Source organism: Micromonospora sp. WMMD812 (genome assembly GCF_027497215.1).
Classification (GTDB): domain Bacteria; phylum Actinomycetota; class Actinomycetes; order Mycobacteriales; family Micromonosporaceae; genus Micromonospora.
Genome location: NZ_CP114904.1, coordinates 1250321 through 1266152, shown reverse-complemented (window position 1 = coordinate 1266152; position 15832 = coordinate 1250321). Strand labels below are relative to the sequence as shown.

Genomic DNA, 15832 nt, shown 5'->3' with positions numbered 1-15832 from the left:
GCCCAGCTCGGCGGCTGTCCGCCACCCCCTGCGGCGTGATCGACGCCGCTGCCGCGGGTGGTTCGTGCCGCCCTGAGCGCCACGGCGGATTCGCCACCCGCGCCCCGCGCAGCCGGCCGGTAGACGCGGCGGACCGCCGCGCCTTGCAGTACGGCGGCCAGCGAGAAGGCTGAGCCGTCGCGCCCCGCGCAGCCGGCCGGCCGAGGCGGCGGAACCGCCGCGTGTCGCCCGCGGACCGGCCCGCCCACCGGCCCGGCGTTACCCGGCTGGCACGTTGGTCGCGATCAGCGCGGCCAGGGCCGGCGCCGACAGGGCGACCGCCCGGGCGCTGCCTGGGTCCACCGCCAGCCCCCAGGACGCGTCCGGCCAGTCCTCGAACAGCTCGGCGCAGGGCAGCGCGACGAACGGCACGCCCTCCCCGGCGAACGCGGCGAGGACCCCGGGGGAGGTGAAGACCGGCAGCAGCGGCGCGCCGGCCGCGTCGCCGACCACCGTCCACGGGAAGTCGCCGTCCTCCGCCGGCTCACCCGCCAGGGGGACGCAGACCGTCGCGCCGGCCAGCACCCCGAGGTAGCCGGGGAGGTCCCGCCGGTCGGCGGCCGCGGCGAGCAGCTCCACCACCGGCGGCTCCACCACCGGCGGCTCCGGCACCGGTCCGCCGGGCTCCGCGGCCGGTGGCACCGGCCGGCAGGAGAGCGCGCCGGGGTCACCGGTCAGCACCTCGGCCGCGGTGCGGGCGACGAACATGCTGAGCCAGTCCAGCCGCTCCGGGGTGCGCGGCGTCTCGTACCACCAGCCGGCCTCGCCGGTCGGACGCTGCCAGCCGAGCGCGGTCAGGCGCGCCTCGTCGTAGCCCGGGCAGACCACCCGCACCACCTCGCGACGGACCAGGAGCCGCATCGCGCGCGGCCCGGCGGCCAGCTCCAGGTCGGTGTCGCGGTCGCAGGCCGTGAGGGTGTCCCGTAGCCGCGTGACGATCTGCGGCCACGTCGGCGAGGTCATGCGGGCGAGCCGGGCAGGCGGCCGTCCAGCCGCCCGAGCCGGCTGATGGTCTCCTCGAGGCGGCCCATCGCCGAGAAGTCGCCCGGAGTGCCGAACAGGTCGCTCAGCCCGGCGCCGAGCTTGGCGTCCAGCCCCTCGGTGTGCTCCTCGACCTGTTCGGTGGCGGCCGTGCGGGCGCGCCGGTACGCCTCGAGCACCAGCTCGGCCAGCCCTTCGGTGCCGGCACGCAGCGCGGTCGGCGCGAAGGTGAGGCCGGTGAGCCCACCGGTGGCGTCGACGGTCACCGACACGAGCCCGTTCTCGTCGGTCCCGGTGGCGGACAGTTCGGCCAGGTCGTCGCGCAGGCCGGCGAACCGGCGCTCGATGTCGGCGATCCGTCCGGCGAGCGCGTCGAACGCGGACATCGGGTCAGTCATGAGATTCCTCCCCCGTGGACGGTGGTACCGGGGTGGTGCCCGGTGGCCGGGGAATCGTATCGTCGGTGCGCCGGACACACGGGGGAGGAACGGCATGCCACCGGATATCGACGTCGACGTGCAGGCGGTCCGTCGACTGGAGACCGCCGCGAAGCAGGTCGGCAGCTCGCTCGCCGCGCTGGAGGGTCAGCTCGCCTCGGCCGGCGACGTGCCGTCGGACGCCTTCGGCCACCTGCCGTTCGCCAGCGACATGCTGCGTGACAAGTACGCGGAGCAGGTCACCGGCGGCCAGGAGCTGTTCCGCGCCGCGCAGGCCGCGTTCGGCCGGGTCGCCGCGGCGCTCTCCGACACGGTCGACGCGTACGAGCGCAACGAGCAGGACATCGACTCCGGGTTCAAGGCGATCCAGTCCGGGATGGCCCGATGAGCGGGCCGGCCGGCAGCGCCGTGCAACTGTGGAACGGCCTCGACAACGCGCTCTCCGGTGTGCAGGACGCGGTCGACAGCGTCTGCCGCACCCTGGCCTGGCCACTCATCCAGCTGGTCGACATGGTCGACGGCGAGCCCGCCGCCCTGCGCGCCAAGGCCGCCGAGTGGGACGCGCTCGCCGGCCAGATCCGTGACCTGGCACAGGGCCATCGTGGCACCCGGGAGGCGGCGCAGGTCGGGTGGCGCTCGCCCGCCGGTGAGGCGTACGGCCGGCGCATGGCCGAGGTGGAGCAGCAGCTCCTCGATCTCGCCGAGCAGTTCGCCGCGACCGCGGAGTACCTGCGGGGCGTCGCCGACGGCCTGCAGACCGTGCACGACGTGCTGGTCGACCTCTGCGTCGAGTTCGTGAACTTCCTGCTGGTCACGCTGGTGACCGCGTTGCTCATGGCGCCGTTCACCGCCGGGGCCTCCTGGGCGGCCGGCGTGGGGCTGGCGGTGACCCGGGGCATGATCGCGGTGACCCGTGCGCTGAAGGTCATCCGACCGCTCGCCACCCACCTGCAGAAGGTGATCAGGCTGCTCCAGCGGGTGCTGCTCTACCTGCGTAAGCTGCGCAGCCACCTCGACAAGCTGGTCGACAAGCAGAAGGCGCTGCGCGCCGGCGCGAAGTACGCCGACAAGCGGCGCGCGGCCGGCAAGGCCGACAAGTGGTACCACAAGGTCACCGACCCGACGAAGGGCACCTACAAGCTGGGCAAGTCGGGTTCGCCGTTCGACATGAGCACCCTCGACCGGGCCGCCGCGCTGCGGGCGCACGGCGTCACCGACGGCGCTCGGGTGATCGCCCGCGACTGGGCCACCAACCTGCCCTGGAACGTGCCGAACTCGGTCGTCCACGGCGTGACCTGGGGGACGCTCGCGCTCACCTCCGGCCTCTCGGTGCCCGGCGCGGACCTGGTCAGCGACCAGGTCGGCCAGGCGGTGCAGGACGGCGCCGACTGGATCGACCAGAATGTCTTCGGGCAGCCGCCTGCCGACCAGCCGGCGGGTCGTTAGGCCCGTCGAGGAGGTACGGCGTGACGTCAGGGGAGCGGGGTCGGCTCGGTCGGTTCACCGACGCGATGCTCGGCGGCGCGCGGGCCGCCCGAGACAAGGCCCGCGAGCTGCGCGAGGAGTTCCGCGGCAGCGACGAGCCCGAACGGGCCCTGGTCGCGCCGCTGGTTCCCGAGCAGGAGCTGCGCTACGTCGGGCTCGCCCCGGTCCGGGCGCCCGAGACGCACCGCGCCGGCAGCCAGCTCGCCGACCGGATGTCCAGCGAGATGGCCGAGGCGCTCGACCCCCGGGCGCTGTTCGGTCTGCTCAACATCGTCAACCCGCTGGTCTGGGTCGACGCGGTCATGACACCGGTGCGGCTGGCCGCCGGCGTCCTGCTGCTGCCGGGCAAGGCCGCCGCCGTCGCCGCCGGCCTGCCCGAGGAGGCGACGCCGGAGCCGGGGCCGCCGCACCAGCCGGCGCAGCGGGAACCGGTCCCCCTGACCGAGGAGCAGGAGGCGTTCCGGGCACTGTTCCGGCTCAGCCGGTACCGCCCGCTGGCCGACCAGCTCGCCGAGATCGCCTACCGGCGCCGGTACGTCTTCAGCGGCGACCTCGCCACCCTCGCGGGCAGCCTGCTGCTCTTCCTCGAGCGGTACACCGGCACCCCGCTCGCGGTGACCGACACCCACCTGCACCTGTTGCGGATGGGCCCCCGCCCCGACCCGGACCGCCCCGACCGGCGCCAGCCGCGGGTGCTGTGGAGCGTGCCGCGCAGCCGGGTGGCTCGCGTCGACTCGGAGCGGGGCGTGGCCGGGCTGGTGCAGTTCCCGTCCACCATCTTCTTCGACGACGGGTCGTGGATCCGGATCGTCAACCCCGCGCCCCGCGACGACCAGTCCCGGTTCCTGACCGCGATCCTCGAGATCCCCGGCCAGCGGCCGACCCCCTGACACACGCCGCCGGTCCGTCCGGCGCCGGTCCCCGCTCTGCGGCGCCGGCAGCGCGGGCCGACGGCCGCGGCCAGTCAGCTGTCGCGCTCGGGATAGCCGACCGGCAACGACGAGACGTCGTCCAGCGCGGTGGTGATCTCCTCCGGCAGGGTCATCCGCTCCACCTGGAGCGCGCCGAGCAACTGCCCGACCGTGCGGGCGCCCAGGATCGGGGCGGTCACCCCGGGCCGGTCCCGGATCCAGGCCAGCGCCACCTCCAGCGGCGAGACCCCGAGCCCACCGGCGGCGGTCACCACCGCCTCCACGATGCTGGAGCAGCGCGGGTCGAGGTAGGTGGCCACGAACCGCTCGAAGTGCGGCGACGCGGCCCGGGAGTCCGCCGGACGGCCGTGCCGGTACTTGCCGGTCAGCACCCCACGCCCGAGCGGCGACCAGGGCAGCACACCCAGGCCGAGCGCGTCGCAGGCGGGCAGCACCTCCCGCTCCACCCCCCGTTCCAGCAGCGAGTACTCCACCTGGGCGGCCACCACGGGCGCCCGGCCGGGCCACGCGGTCTGCCAGGTGGCCGCGCGGGCGGTCTGCCAGCCGGAGAAGTTGGACACGCCGACGTACCGGACCCGGCCGCTGGCCACCGCGTGGTCGAGGGCCGCGAGGGTCTCCTCCAGCGGGGTGGCCGGATCGTACCCGTGCACCTGGAACAGGTCGACGTGGTCGGTGCCGAGCCGGCGCAGCGAGGCATCCAACGTACGCAGCAGGTGGCCCCGGGAGTTGTCGCGGCGCCGGCCGTTGCCCGGCCGCAACCCCGCCTTGGTAGCGATCAGCAGGTCGTCGCGGGGGACCAGGGTGCCGAGCAGCGACCCGATCACCGACTCGGCGTCACCGTCGCCGTAGACGTCGGCCGTGTCGATCAGGTTGCCGCCCGCGTCGAGGTAACTCTTCAGCTGGGCGGCAGCATCGTCGGCGTCGGTGTCCCGTCCCCAGGTCATGGTGCCGAGCGCGAGCCGCGAAACCGCCAGCCCGCTTCGGCCGAGCGGTCGCTGTTGCATGGGTGAACCTTATTTCGAACCTGCCGCAACCGATATCCTCGCTCCCGTCATGTCTGGCGACTTCTGCCGGTGTTCCTGCCGGCGGGCCGCCCGGATCCTGCTCCGCCCGCTTGTCGGTGAGCCGGTGATCGAGTCGACAGCCGGCATTGCGTAACCTGGTGCGACCTGTGGTGCGGATGGGGGAGGACCAGTGCGACTCGGGCTCAGCCTCGGATACCAGACGGCGTGGAGTACACCCGCCGACCATCTGGCCTTGGCTCAGGAGGCGGATCGGCTCGGCTACTCGGTGGTGTGGGCGGCGGAGGCCTACGGCTCCGACTCGCCGAGCATGCTCGCCTGGATGGCCGGTCAGACCGAGCGGATCGACGTGGGCAGCGCGGTGATGCAGATCCCCGGCCGCACCCCGGCGATGACCGCGATGACCGCGGCGACCATCGACGCGCTCTCCGGCGGCCGGTTCCGGCTCGGCCTCGGCGTGTCCGGTCCGCAGGTCTCCGAGGGCTGGCACGGGGTGCGCTTCGGCAAGCCGCTCGCGCGGACCCGGGAGTTCGTGGACATCGTGAAGCTGGCGATCGCCCGCAAGGAGGTCGCGTACGACGGGGAGTTCTACACGCTGCCGCTGCCCGAGGGCCCGGGCAAGGCGCTGCGGCTGGGCTTCCACCCGCCGCGCGAGCACATCCCGATCTACCTGGCCGCGGTCGGCCCGAAGAACCTGGAGCTGGCCGGCGAGATCGCCGACGGCTGGCTGGCCGTCTTCTACGCCCCCGAGTTCGCCCAGGAGCAGCTGGACTCGGTGCGGGCCGGCCGCGCCAAGGCGGGCAAGGAGCTGGCCGGTTTCGACGTCGTGCCGTCGGTGCCGGTGGTGGTCGGCGACGACGTGCACGCCTGCGCCGAGCTGGTCCGCTGGTACGCCGCGCTCTACGTCGGCGGGATGGGCAGCCGGCAGCAGAACTTCTACAACCAGCTGGCCACCCGGATGGGCTACGGCGACGCCGCCCGGGAGGTGCAGGACCTCTACCTCGCCAAGCGGCAGCGCGACGCGGCCGCCGCGGTGCCCCTGGAGTTCATCGACCGCACCTCGCTGCTCGGCCCGAAGGAGCGCATCGCCGAGCGGATGCGGGAGTACGCCGAGGCCGGCGTCACGACGCTGTCGGTGACCCTCTTCGTGGCGGACCGGGAGAGCGGCGTGCAGACCCTGCGTACCGTGGCCGAGGCCCTGGAGCTGTCCGGAGTCGGCGAGTGACCTGGGTCGAGGCCATCGTCCTGGGCATCGTCCAGGGGCTCACGGAATTCCTGCCGATCAGTTCGTCGGGCCACCTGCGGATCACCTCGGCGATCTTCTTCGGGCGCGACGCCGGCGCGTCGTTCACCGCGGTGACCCAGCTGGGCACCGAGGCGGCGGTGCTCATCTACTTCGCCAAGGACATCTGGCGGATCACCCGCACCTGGGTCCTGGGACTGTGGGACCGGTCGGTGCGCACCAGCCTGGACTACCGGATGGGCTGGTACGTCATCGTCGGCACCATCCCGATCGGGATCTTCGGCTATCTGTTCAAGGACCAGATCCGCACCGCCGGCCGCAACCTCTGGCTGGTGGCCACCACGCTGATCGTCTTCGCCTTCGTGCTCGCGTTCGCCGAGTACTGGGGACGGCAGACCCGCACGCTGGAGAACTTCCGGATGCGCGACGGCGTGGTGATGGGCTTCGCCCAGGCGATGGCGCTGATCCCGGGAGTGTCCCGCTCCGGCGGCACGCTCACCGCCGGCCTGCTGCTGAACCTCACCCGGGAGACGGCGGCCCGGTACTCGTTCCTGCTCGCCATCCCGGCGGTGGTGCTCTCCGGGATCTTCAGTCTCGGCGACGTCTTCGAACCGTCCGCGCCGGGCACGGCGGCACCGACGGTCGCCATGCTGATCGTGGCCACGATCATCGCCTTCGGCGTCGGGTACGCGGCCATCGCCTGGCTGCTGCGCTACGTCGCCCACCACACCCTGTACGTCTTCGTGCTCTACCGGGTCGCGCTGGGCACGCTGGTCCTCGCCCTACTGATGACGGGCACCATCACCGCCACCTGATCCGCCGTGGACACGCCGCTGGCCGGCACCCCTCGGTGAGGGGTGCCGGCCAGCGGCGTAGTTGCTGTTCTGCTGGGGTCAGCTGTTCCAGTGCTGGGTGACGAGGTCGGCGGCCTGCCGCTCCCACTGCGCGTACGCGTCGGGGTAGGCCGACACCTGCACGGTCTGGGCGGCGTCGGTCAGCGGCATGTCGTGCCACCCGTCGACCTGCTTGAGGCCCTTGAGGAACGCCTGGGTGGAGTAGATCGGGTCGGTGATCTGCTCCGGGCTACCCCAACCCGAGCTCGGGCGCTGCTGGAACAGGCCCAGCGAGTCATGATCATTCTTGTCGCCGAGGTGGCCCAGGTTCTCCAGCTTCGACTCCTGCAGGCTGGTAGCGATCGAGATCACCGCGGCCCGCTCGTCCAGACCGGACTTCTTCGTCGCGGCGATGATCGCCTTGACGTTAGCGGTCTGCTCGTCGTTCAGGTCGATGCGCGACTGCGCGCCCTGCACACCGTGCGGGATCAGCTTGCCCGCGTCCACACCCGGCTTGTCCACGTGCACAACCGCGACGGGCTTGGCATCGACGGTGGGGGTGGCGGCGTGCGCGGCCACCGGACCGGCGAAGATCCCACCAGCGAAAGCCACACCAGCGATACCCAGAACACTCTTGCGCATGATCGTGTTCATCACAAAGGCTCCTTCGGGGGTGCACCCGCACACCAGACGGGGGACGGTGATGCGGGACGCGGCACGCCCACGGCGTCCGCAAGGGGAAAGTCTGTAAACCGGGATCGACGAACTCGGGGGACGGTCCGCGACCCGGGGGTTCCGGTCGGGAGCGATGCTCACCGTGACCGGAGGGCCGGCGGGTGGTGGGCGGGGGTGCCGCACCGCGCCGGGTCCATATCCAACGACCGACAGCCCACCATCATTCCGGGGGCCAGGCCATCCGCGTCACCCGGCCAGGTCAGCCGGAGACCGGCGCGCTACCTCGGCCGTCGCCCATGTTCAACGACCCCGGGCCGCCCACGATTCCAGCCCGGGGATGCCCCCGGTCACACGCCAAAGCACCCACACCGGCCCAGCCGGCCGGAAACCACCGCCCCGCGCCGAGCCCGAACCGGACATCAGGCACCACACCGGCTCACCCGATCCCACACCGCCGCCGGCCCGCTTCCCTTCTCGCCGCACCCACCCGCCCGCCCAAACCGGACACCGAGGACGCCGTCGTTCGGGCCCATGGCGTCGATCAGCCGGCAGCTCTGGTGATCAAGAGGTCTGCGTCAGCGAACCGGACGCAGGTGACGCAACCTCTTGATCAAACCGTGTCCCGGCCAGCGGCCCGCGACGCTCGCCTGGATCTTGGTACGAAATGGCCCCTGGAGGGGCCTCGTCGTACCAAGATCTGCCGGGTGCCGGGTGCCGGGTGCCGGGTGCCGGGTGCCGGGTGCCGGGTGCCGGGATTGCGGGCTGGCGGGGGTTGGCGGGACTGCCGGGCTGACGGATTTGCCGGGCTAGCGAGGGTCGGCGGCGGTGGCCGGGCTGGCGGGGATTGCGCGTCGGGGAGCTGCGGCGACTGGTTGCCGCGGAGGCGCCCTTCCTTGACTCGTTTGCGCCGTCAGCTCCAAAGGGCGCAGCCGGCACCCAGGACGCCGACCGCAGCCGCCGGCCACTACTGGTAGCCGAGGGCGACCGCCTGCGACCGCACACCGCGGACAGCTCCCCGGAAGCCGCGGCGGACGGCCGGCATAGGGCCGTCCATCTGACTCGGACCTCACCGGTCCCGGGCCGGGTCGCGGGTCGGGCCGGTGCGGTGAGCGTGGCCGGCCGCGCCGGTCGGGCAGGCCCTAGGGTGGTGACCGTGGCGACCCTTCTGCTTCTGCGACACGGCCGGACGACCGCGAACGCCGACGGTGGCCTGGCCGGCCGGCAACCGGTCGAGCTGGACGAGACCGGCCGGGCGCAGGCCGCCGCGGTGGGAGAGCGGCTGCGTGCGGTGCCCCTGGCCGCGGTGGTCACCAGCCCGCTGATTCGGTGCCGGCAGACCCTGGAGCTGGCGCTGCCCGACGCGACCCCACAGGTCGAGGACGGGCTGATCGAGTGCGGCTACGGCAGTTGGGAGGGGCAGCCGCTGAAGAAGCTCGCCAAGGAGCCGCTCTGGCCGGTGGTCCAACAGCATCCCAGCGCGGCCGTCTTCCCGGACGGCGAGGCGATGGCCGCGATGGCCGCGCGCGCGGTGGCGGCGGTGCGGTCGTGGGACGCCCGGGTGACCGCCGAGCACGGGCCGGAGGCGGTCTGGCTGGCGTGCAGCCACGGCGACGTGATCAAGGCCATCGTGGCGGACGCGCTCGGCGTACATCTGGATCTGTTTCAGCGGATCGTCGCGGACCCGGCGTCGGTGACCGCGATCCGCTACACCCCGCTGCGGCCGTTCCTGGTCCGGCTCAACGACACCGGTGGCGACCTCGCCGGGCTGGTCCCGCCGGCGCCCAAGCGACGCCGCCGGGCGGCCCGGCGGGCCGACTCGGACGCCGCGGTGGGCGGCGGCGCCGGCACCGCCGGCTGAACCCCGGCGGCGGGTCGCCACGCCGGTGACCTGCCGCGGTACGACGGGCGCGGCGCCGGGGCGGCGATTCGGGTCGGTGGGGTGCGCAGTGCCGTTGCGGGCCGGATAGGGTCGTGGGTATGACCCACCAGGTGCACGCCTTCGAGCCGCCGGAGCGGTTCGTCGCCGGGACCGTCGGGCCGCCCGGGGAGCGCACGTTCTTCCTCCAGGCCCGCGGCGGAGGCCGGCTGGTCAGCGTCGCGCTGGAAAAGGTCCAGGTGTCCCTGCTCGCCGAGAAGCTCGAGGAGTTGCTCACCGAGGCTCAGCGCCGGTTCGGGGTGGACCTGCCCGAGGCGCCGGCCGCGCTCGGCGACAACGACCCGCTGGACACGCCGGTCGACGAGGAGTTTCGGGTCGGCACCCTCGGGCTGGCCTTCGACGTCGACAGCGCGACGGTGGTGATCGAGGCGATCGCCGCCGGCGAGGTGGAGGCCGAGGTCGAGCTGGGCGAGTCCGAGGACGAGGACGAGGACGACGAGGAGCCGGACGAGGACCTCGACCGGCTGCGGGTCCGGCTGACCCCGCAGGCGACCCGCGAGTTCATCGAGCGGGCCCGGCGGGTGGTCAACGCCGGCCGTCCGCCCTGCCCGCTCTGTGGCCAACCGCTGGATCCCGCCGGGCACCTGTGCCCGCGGCACAACGGTTACCACCGGTGACCTCTTCCGGCACCCAGCCCCGCCAGGACGGCGCCGCCGCGCTCCGGTTGCTGCGCGACGGTGAGTTCGAGCTGGAGGGGCGGCTGGTCGACGCGTCGAACACCACGCTGCGCGGGGTGCTGACCCTGGACGGGGTGGCCGCGCGCTGCGTGTACAAGCCGGTGCGTGGCGAGCGCCCGCTCTGGGACTTCCCGGACGGCACCCTGGCCGGCCGCGAGGTGTCGGCCTACCTGGTCTCCGCGGCCACCGGCTGGGACCTGGTGCCGCCGACCGTGCTCCGGGACGGCCCGTTCGGGCCGGGCTCCTGCCAGCTCTGGATCGACGAGCCGGAGGACGGTGAGCCGCTGGTCGGGTTCGTGCCCGCGGACGCGCTGCCGCCCCGCTGGTTCCCGATCGCGGCCGCCCGCGACGACGACGGCACCCCGTACGCCCTGGCGCACGCCGACGACCCCCGGCTGGCCCGACTCGCGGTGCTCGACGCGGTGATCAACAACGCCGACCGGAAGGGCGGGCACGTGCTCGTCGGCCCGGACGACCGGATCTACGGCGTGGACCACGGGGTGAGCTTCCACGTCGAGGAGAAGCTCCGGACGGTGCTCTGGGGCTGGGCCGGGCGGCAGCTGCCGCCGGACGCGGTGGAGATGCTTGACGCGCTCGCCGGCCAGGTCGCCGGCCCGCTCGGCGCCGAACTCGCCGACCACCTGACGATCAGTGAGATCGCCGAGGTGGCCGCCCGGATCGACCGGCTGCGCGACACCGGCCGGTTTCCGCTGCCGCCGGAGGAGTGGCCGGCGGTGCCCTGGCCGCCGATGTGAGCCCCGCGGCCCACGTCGCTCGTGTCATGTTGATCACCTGCGGGGCGCACTCCCGCCGTCGTACGGCTCGTTAGGCTGGCGGTCATGGAAGCGTGGACGGGACACGAGGTGCCGCGACTGCCCGGCAAGGGCGTGCCGCTGGCGTTGTACGACTCGGCGCGGCAGGGCGTCCACCCGAGCGACCCCGCGGACGCGGCGCGGATGTACGTCTGCGGCATCACCCCGTACGACGCCACCCACCTCGGCCACGCCGCCACCATGATCACCTTTGATCTGGTGCAGCGGATGTGGCGGGACGCCGGGCGGTCCGTCCGCTACGTGCAGAACGTCACCGACATCGACGACCCCCTGCTGGAGCGGGCGGCCCGCGACGGCGAGGACTGGGTGGTCCTCGCCATGCGCGAGACGGCGCTGTTCCGGGAGGACATGGAGGCGCTGCGGATCATCCCGCCGGAGCACTACGTGGGCGCGGTCGAGTCGATCCCGGACATCGCCGACAAGGTGCAGCTCCTGCTCAAGGACGGGTCGGCGTACCGCCTGGACGACGGCACCGGCGACGTCTACTTCGACGTCTCCGCCTCGCCGCGGTTCGGCTACGAGTCCAACCTGAGCCGCGAGGAGATGCTGAAGATCTTCCCCGAGCGCGGCGGCGACCCGGACCGGCCCGGCAAGCGTGACGCGCTCGACCCGCTGCTCTGGCGCGGTGCCCGGGACGGTGAGCCCTCCTGGCCGGGCGGCGACCTGGGGTCGGGCCGTCCCGGCTGGCACATCGAGTGCGCGGTCATCGCCTTGAACCTGCTCGGCGACACGATCGATGTGCAGGGCGGCGGCAACGACCTGATCTTCCCGCACCACGAGGATTCCGCGGCGCACGCCGAGCGGCTGACCGGTGAGGCGCCGTTCGCCCAGCACTACGTGCACGCCGGCATGATCGGCCTGGACGGCGAGAAGATGTCCAAGTCCCGGGGCAACCTGGTCTTCGTGTCCCGGCTGCGCGCCGACAAGGTCGACCCGATGGCGATCCGGCTGGCGCTGCTGGCCGGGCACTACCGCAGCGACCGCGCCTGGACCGACGAGCTGCTGGCCGCCGCCCAGGAGCGGCTGGCCCGGTGGCGGCAGGCCGCGGCCGCGCCGTCCGGGCCGTCCGGGCCCGAGCTGCTGGCCGGCGTACGCGCGCGCCTCGCCGACGACCTGGACAGCCCCGGCGCCCTGGCCCTCGCCGACGCCTGGGCGGAGCGGGCCCTCGCGGGCGTCGGCGACGACCCGGCCGCCCCGGCCCTCTTCGCCGACACCGTCGACGCCCTCCTCGGCGTCCGCCTCTGACGGTGCGTGCCGCAGCCGCGCCGCGGATCCCGCGCGGGCTCCAAGGCGGCGACGCGCGGCTTCCGCGCGGGCTCGCGGCCTCCGGCCGGGCCCGCGGCTCGCGCGCGCGGTGCTCGCGGCTTCCGGGGGACGGTTGTCACACCAGGCTCGGTGCGGTGTCGGGCGTCGCGCCGCGCAGCCGGGCGGCGTCCTGGCTGGGCGGCGCCCCGAACTGGCGGCGGTACTCGCGGCTGAACTGTGACGCGCTGTCGTAGCCGACGCGGTGGCCCACGCCGGTGACGTCGTTGGGGTGGGTGGCGAGCAGCAGGCGGGCTTGCTGGAGCCGGATCTGTTTCTGGAACTGGATCGGGCTCATCGCGGTGACCGCCTGGAAGTTGCGGTAGAACGCGGACACGCTCATGCCGGACAGCTGTGCCACGTCTTCGACCCGGAACGACTGCGTGTAGTGGTCGCGGATCCACTGGACGGCTCGGGCGATGTGGGTGAGGCTGCTGTCGGCGAGGCCGAGTTGGCGGACGACGGCGCCCTGCTCGCCGGTGATGACCCGCCAGAGGATCTCCCGTTTGATCAGCGGGGCGAGCACCGAGATGTCGCGCGGCCGGTCGAGCAGGCGCAGCAGCCGGACCACCGCGTCGACCAGTTCGTCGGGCGCGTCGCTGACGGCCATGCCGGACGGCGCGCCGCCGGCGGCGGGCGGGAGGTCGCCGGGGCCGGCCTGCAGCAGCAGTTCGGCGACGCTGGCCGGGTGCAGGGTCAGGCCGAAGCCGAGTGCGGGCCGCTCGGGACTGGCCTCGGTGAAGTGGCCGGTGATCGGCAGGTCGACCGAGGCGATGAGGTACTGCCCGGCGCGGTACTCGTACACGCGGTCGCCCAGGGCGATCCGTTTCGCGCCCTGGACGATGAGGGCCAGCACCGTGCCCGACGTCGACGGGGACGGCGGGTAGGCCTGCTCGACCTTCGACACCAGGACGCCGTCGATGGCGGTCCGCTGATCGGGTCGCGCGTGACGGGAGAGCAGCGCGTGGAGCTCGTCAAGGGCCATGAGCCGATTGAAGCACCATACCGATAGCCGCTGCAACGAGAGAATCGTGTAAGAGTCCAGCGGGATCGTTCTAACGTTTCTACTGATCGCGGTGTTTCGATGGGGTGGTCGATTTCCCCGGAGCGCACGCTCCGCCGTCGAGGAGGTACCGCAGCCCATGCCCGTCACCCACGGATTCCACGCCACCATGACCGCGCGACCCGGAAAGGGCGACGAGGTGGTCGCGCTCCTGCTGGACGCGCCGTCCCTGTCGCACGAGGACTGCGTCGTCTTCCTGGTCGGCCGCTCGGCGAGCGACCGCGACGTCCTCCACGTCACCGAGGGCTGGACCAGCGAGGAGGCCCACCGCCGCTTCTTCGCCGGCGAGGAGGCGCAGGCGCTCGTCGCGAAGCTCCAGCCGCTGCTCAGCGGCGACTCCCGGTACGCCGACGAGCTGCCCGTCGGCGGCAAGGCCACCTTCTGAGACCGCCGCTCCCTCGCCCACCCCACCGGAAGGAACCCGCCATGACCCGGCCCGACATCGATCCCGAGCTGCGCGCCCTGCTCGCCGACCTGCCCCTCATGTCCCAGCTCGACCCCGAGGTCCTCGCGCACCTGCGCCAACTCCCGCCGACACCGGTCGACACCCTCCTCGAGGGTCGCGCGGTCGACCGACGCGAGGTCACCGTCGCCGGCCCGGACGGCGTACCGATCCCGCTGTCGATCTTCAGTCCGGCCGGGACCGATCGGGGCACGGCTGCCCCGTGCGTCTACTGGATCCACGGCGGCGGCATGGTGATGGGCGACCGCCTCTCGAACATCGACATACCGCTGGAGTGGCTCGACCTGTTCCAGGCCGTCGTGGTGACCGTCGACTACCGGCTCGCGCCGGAGGCCACCGGCACGACCCTGGTCGAGGACTGCTACCAGGGCCTGCTCTGGGTCGCCGCGCACGCGGACGAGCTGGGCGTCGACCCCACCCGCATCGTCGTTGCCGGCGCGAGCGCCGGCGGTGGGCTCGCCGCCGGGCTCACCCTGCTGGCCCGCGACCGGGGCGGTCCCGCGATCGCCGCCCAGGTGCTGATCTGCCCGATGCTGGACCACCGCTACCGCACCACCTCCAGCCGGCAGTACGCGACCGGACCCGGTGTCTGGACCGGGGAGATGAACCAGTTCGGGTGGCGGGCGGTTCTCGGTGACCTCGCCGACGCGGACGTTCCCGGCTACGTCTCACCGGCGGTCGCCGACGACCTCTCCGGCCTGCCGACCACCTACATCGACGCCGGCACGGCCGAGGTCTTCCGCGACGAGGACGTCGAGTACGCCAGCCGGATCTGGGCCGCCGGCGGCCAGGCGGAACTGCACGTCTGGGCGGGCGGCTTCCACGGCTTCGACGCGCTCTACCCGGCGGCGCGGGTCTCGGCCGCCGCGCGTCGGACCCGCACCGACTGGCTGGGCCGGATCCTCAGCCCGGCCCCCGACACCGCCGTGTCGGCCCTCTCCTCGGTCTGAGCCGACCGGCGCGGCTGACACACGGGAGCGCGGGTCCACCGGAGACCCCCGGTGGACCCGCCGCGACCGGCCGACCCGCTCAGCCCAGGACGAGACCGGGGTCGGGGTCCGGGTCGGCGGCCGGGGCGGGGACCTGGTACTCCTCGGTGAGGGTGGTCATCGGGCCGGGCCAGGTCGCCTGGGCGACCTCGATCGGCTTGTGCGCGCCGTCGTAGGCGACGTGCAGCAGGTGCAGCACCGGCGTGTCCGGGCGGATCTGCAGCGTCTCCGCCTCCTCCCGGCTGGGCTGCCGGGCGCTGATCGTGTCGGTGGCCGAGACGTACCGGCGGCCGGTCGCCTCCTCGGCCTCCTGGTAGAGCGGCCGCCCGAACGCCTCGGCCCGTTCGAGGGACGTGCCGGCGGTGTCCGCGGGCAGGAACCAGGAGGCACCCACCTCGACGGGGGAGTCGTCGGTGCGTACCAGGTGGCGGCGGCAGAGCAGGTCGGTGCCGTCGGGCACGCCGAACGCGTCGGCCACCTCGGGGGGCGCGGGCGCCCGGCCGACGGAGACGAGCTGCTGCCGGTACCGGGCGGCGAGGTCGGTGTGGTAGCCGCGGAAGCCCCCGTACCGCCCGCGGGAGAGGCGGTTGAGCCGGCGCCGGGTGCCCCGCACGTACGTACCGGAGCCGGGCTTGGTGATCAGGATGCCCTCGACCCGCAGCTGGTCGACGGCGCGCTGCACGGTCTGCTTCGCGACGCCGAACATCTCGGCGATGGCCGGGATGGACGGCAGCCGCTCGCCCGGCCCCCAGTCGCCACGGCGCACCTGGGCCTTGAGCTGCGCGGCGATCTGCCGGTGCGGGAACTCGGCGGCACCCGGATTGATCTGCACGCCCGCCTCCTTGATCACATCTAGGTTCCTAGGATGCCCTAGGCGGGGTGCCCGGCACCACCCCGACACGCGGACGACAGAAAGCGGGCC

17 protein-coding genes are annotated in these 15832 nt (G+C 73.4%); 11 read left to right on the top strand and 6 right to left on the bottom strand.

All coding sequences use genetic code 11. The features are described 5' to 3' along the window. Positions 1-258 precede the first annotated feature (258 nt). Complete coding sequence (locus O7603_RS05780) at positions 259-1002, bottom strand: SseB family protein (RefSeq protein ID WP_281574641.1); 744 nt, start codon at positions 1000-1002, stop codon at positions 259-261. Beyond that, complete coding sequence (locus tag O7603_RS05775; protein WP_281574640.1) at positions 999-1418, bottom strand: YbaB/EbfC family nucleoid-associated protein; 420 nt, start codon at positions 1416-1418, stop codon at positions 999-1001. The genes O7603_RS05780 and O7603_RS05775 overlap by 4 nt, the downstream gene beginning before the upstream one ends. A gap of 94 nt (positions 1419-1512) precedes the next feature. Between O7603_RS05775 and O7603_RS05770 the strand changes: the two genes are divergently transcribed. Genes O7603_RS05770 through O7603_RS05760 form a run of 3 tightly spaced genes read left to right on the top strand, consistent with a single transcriptional unit; the run spans position 1513 to position 3832 of the window. Beyond that, the gene (locus tag O7603_RS05770) at positions 1513-1845 is read left to right on the top strand and encodes a hypothetical protein (protein WP_281574639.1); all 333 of its coding nucleotides are present in this window, start codon (positions 1513-1515) and stop codon (positions 1843-1845) included. Further along, positions 1842-2903: a WXG100 family type VII secretion target gene (locus O7603_RS05765; RefSeq protein ID WP_281574638.1), complete on the top strand. Its 1062-nt coding sequence runs from the start codon at positions 1842-1844 to the stop codon at positions 2901-2903. Before O7603_RS05770 ends, O7603_RS05765 begins: the two co-directional genes overlap by 4 nt. 20 nt (positions 2904-2923) lie before the next feature. Beyond that, positions 2924-3832: a hypothetical protein gene (locus O7603_RS05760; protein WP_281574637.1), complete on the top strand. Its 909-nt coding sequence runs from the start codon at positions 2924-2926 to the stop codon at positions 3830-3832. A 74-nt stretch (positions 3833-3906) separates the two neighbouring features. On the opposite strand, the gene O7603_RS05755 is transcribed toward O7603_RS05760, so the two are convergent. After that, entirely contained in the window at positions 3907-4878 is a 972-nt protein-coding gene (locus O7603_RS05755; RefSeq protein ID WP_281574636.1) for an aldo/keto reductase, read from the bottom strand. A gap of 190 nt (positions 4879-5068) precedes the next feature. On the opposite strand from O7603_RS05755, the gene O7603_RS05750 reads away from it, so the two are divergent. Further along, positions 5069-6121 carry an LLM class F420-dependent oxidoreductase gene (locus O7603_RS05750; RefSeq protein ID WP_281574635.1) on the top strand — a complete coding sequence of 351 codons (1053 nt, stop codon included), beginning with the start codon at positions 5069-5071 and terminating at the stop codon, positions 6119-6121. Further along, a complete protein-coding gene (locus tag O7603_RS05745) occupies positions 6118-6954 on the top strand; it encodes an undecaprenyl-diphosphate phosphatase (protein ID WP_281574634.1) in 837 nt (278 codons plus the stop codon). The genes O7603_RS05750 and O7603_RS05745 overlap by 4 nt, the downstream gene beginning before the upstream one ends. Positions 6955-7032: 78 nt before the next feature. Here the strand turns inward: O7603_RS05745 and O7603_RS05740 are convergent, their stop codons facing one another. Then, on the bottom strand, positions 7033-7626 hold the full coding sequence (locus O7603_RS05740; RefSeq protein ID WP_281574633.1) for a hypothetical protein: 594 nt from the start codon (positions 7624-7626) through the stop codon (positions 7033-7035). Between the two features lie 1165 nt (positions 7627-8791). Here O7603_RS05740 and O7603_RS05735 point away from each other — a divergent pair. From O7603_RS05735 to mshC, 4 genes are all read left to right on the top strand, one after another. Continuing rightward, on the top strand, positions 8792-9505 hold the full coding sequence (locus O7603_RS05735) for an MSMEG_4193 family putative phosphomutase (RefSeq protein WP_281574632.1): 714 nt from the start codon (positions 8792-8794) through the stop codon (positions 9503-9505). A 119-nt stretch (positions 9506-9624) separates the two neighbouring features. Beyond that, complete coding sequence (locus tag O7603_RS05730) at positions 9625-10200, top strand: DUF3090 domain-containing protein (RefSeq protein ID WP_281574631.1); 576 nt, start codon at positions 9625-9627, stop codon at positions 10198-10200. Beyond that, a complete protein-coding gene (locus tag O7603_RS05725; protein ID WP_281574630.1) occupies positions 10197-11015 on the top strand; it encodes an SCO1664 family protein in 819 nt (272 codons plus the stop codon). Before O7603_RS05730 ends, O7603_RS05725 begins: the two co-directional genes overlap by 4 nt. A gap of 84 nt (positions 11016-11099) precedes the next feature. After that, positions 11100-12338 carry a cysteine--1-D-myo-inosityl 2-amino-2-deoxy-alpha-D-glucopyranoside ligase gene (gene mshC / locus O7603_RS05720; RefSeq protein ID WP_281574629.1) on the top strand — a complete coding sequence of 413 codons (1239 nt, stop codon included), beginning with the start codon at positions 11100-11102 and terminating at the stop codon, positions 12336-12338. 136 nt (positions 12339-12474) lie between these two features. On the opposite strand, the gene O7603_RS05715 is transcribed toward mshC, so the two are convergent. Then, complete coding sequence (locus tag O7603_RS05715) at positions 12475-13380, bottom strand: AraC family transcriptional regulator (RefSeq protein ID WP_281574628.1); 906 nt, start codon at positions 13378-13380, stop codon at positions 12475-12477. Between the two features lie 157 nt (positions 13381-13537). Here O7603_RS05715 and O7603_RS05710 point away from each other — a divergent pair, with 157 nt between their 5' ends. Next, complete coding sequence (locus O7603_RS05710) at positions 13538-13843, top strand: antibiotic biosynthesis monooxygenase (RefSeq protein WP_281574627.1); 306 nt, start codon at positions 13538-13540, stop codon at positions 13841-13843. 41 nt (positions 13844-13884) lie between these two features. Then, the gene (locus O7603_RS05705) at positions 13885-14871 is read left to right on the top strand and encodes an alpha/beta hydrolase (protein ID WP_281574626.1); all 987 of its coding nucleotides are present in this window, start codon (positions 13885-13887) and stop codon (positions 14869-14871) included. A gap of 79 nt (positions 14872-14950) precedes the next feature. Here the strand turns inward: O7603_RS05705 and O7603_RS05700 are convergent, their stop codons facing one another. Then, positions 14951-15742: a GntR family transcriptional regulator gene (locus O7603_RS05700; protein WP_281574625.1), complete on the bottom strand. Its 792-nt coding sequence runs from the start codon at positions 15740-15742 to the stop codon at positions 14951-14953. Positions 15743-15832 lie beyond the last annotated feature (90 nt).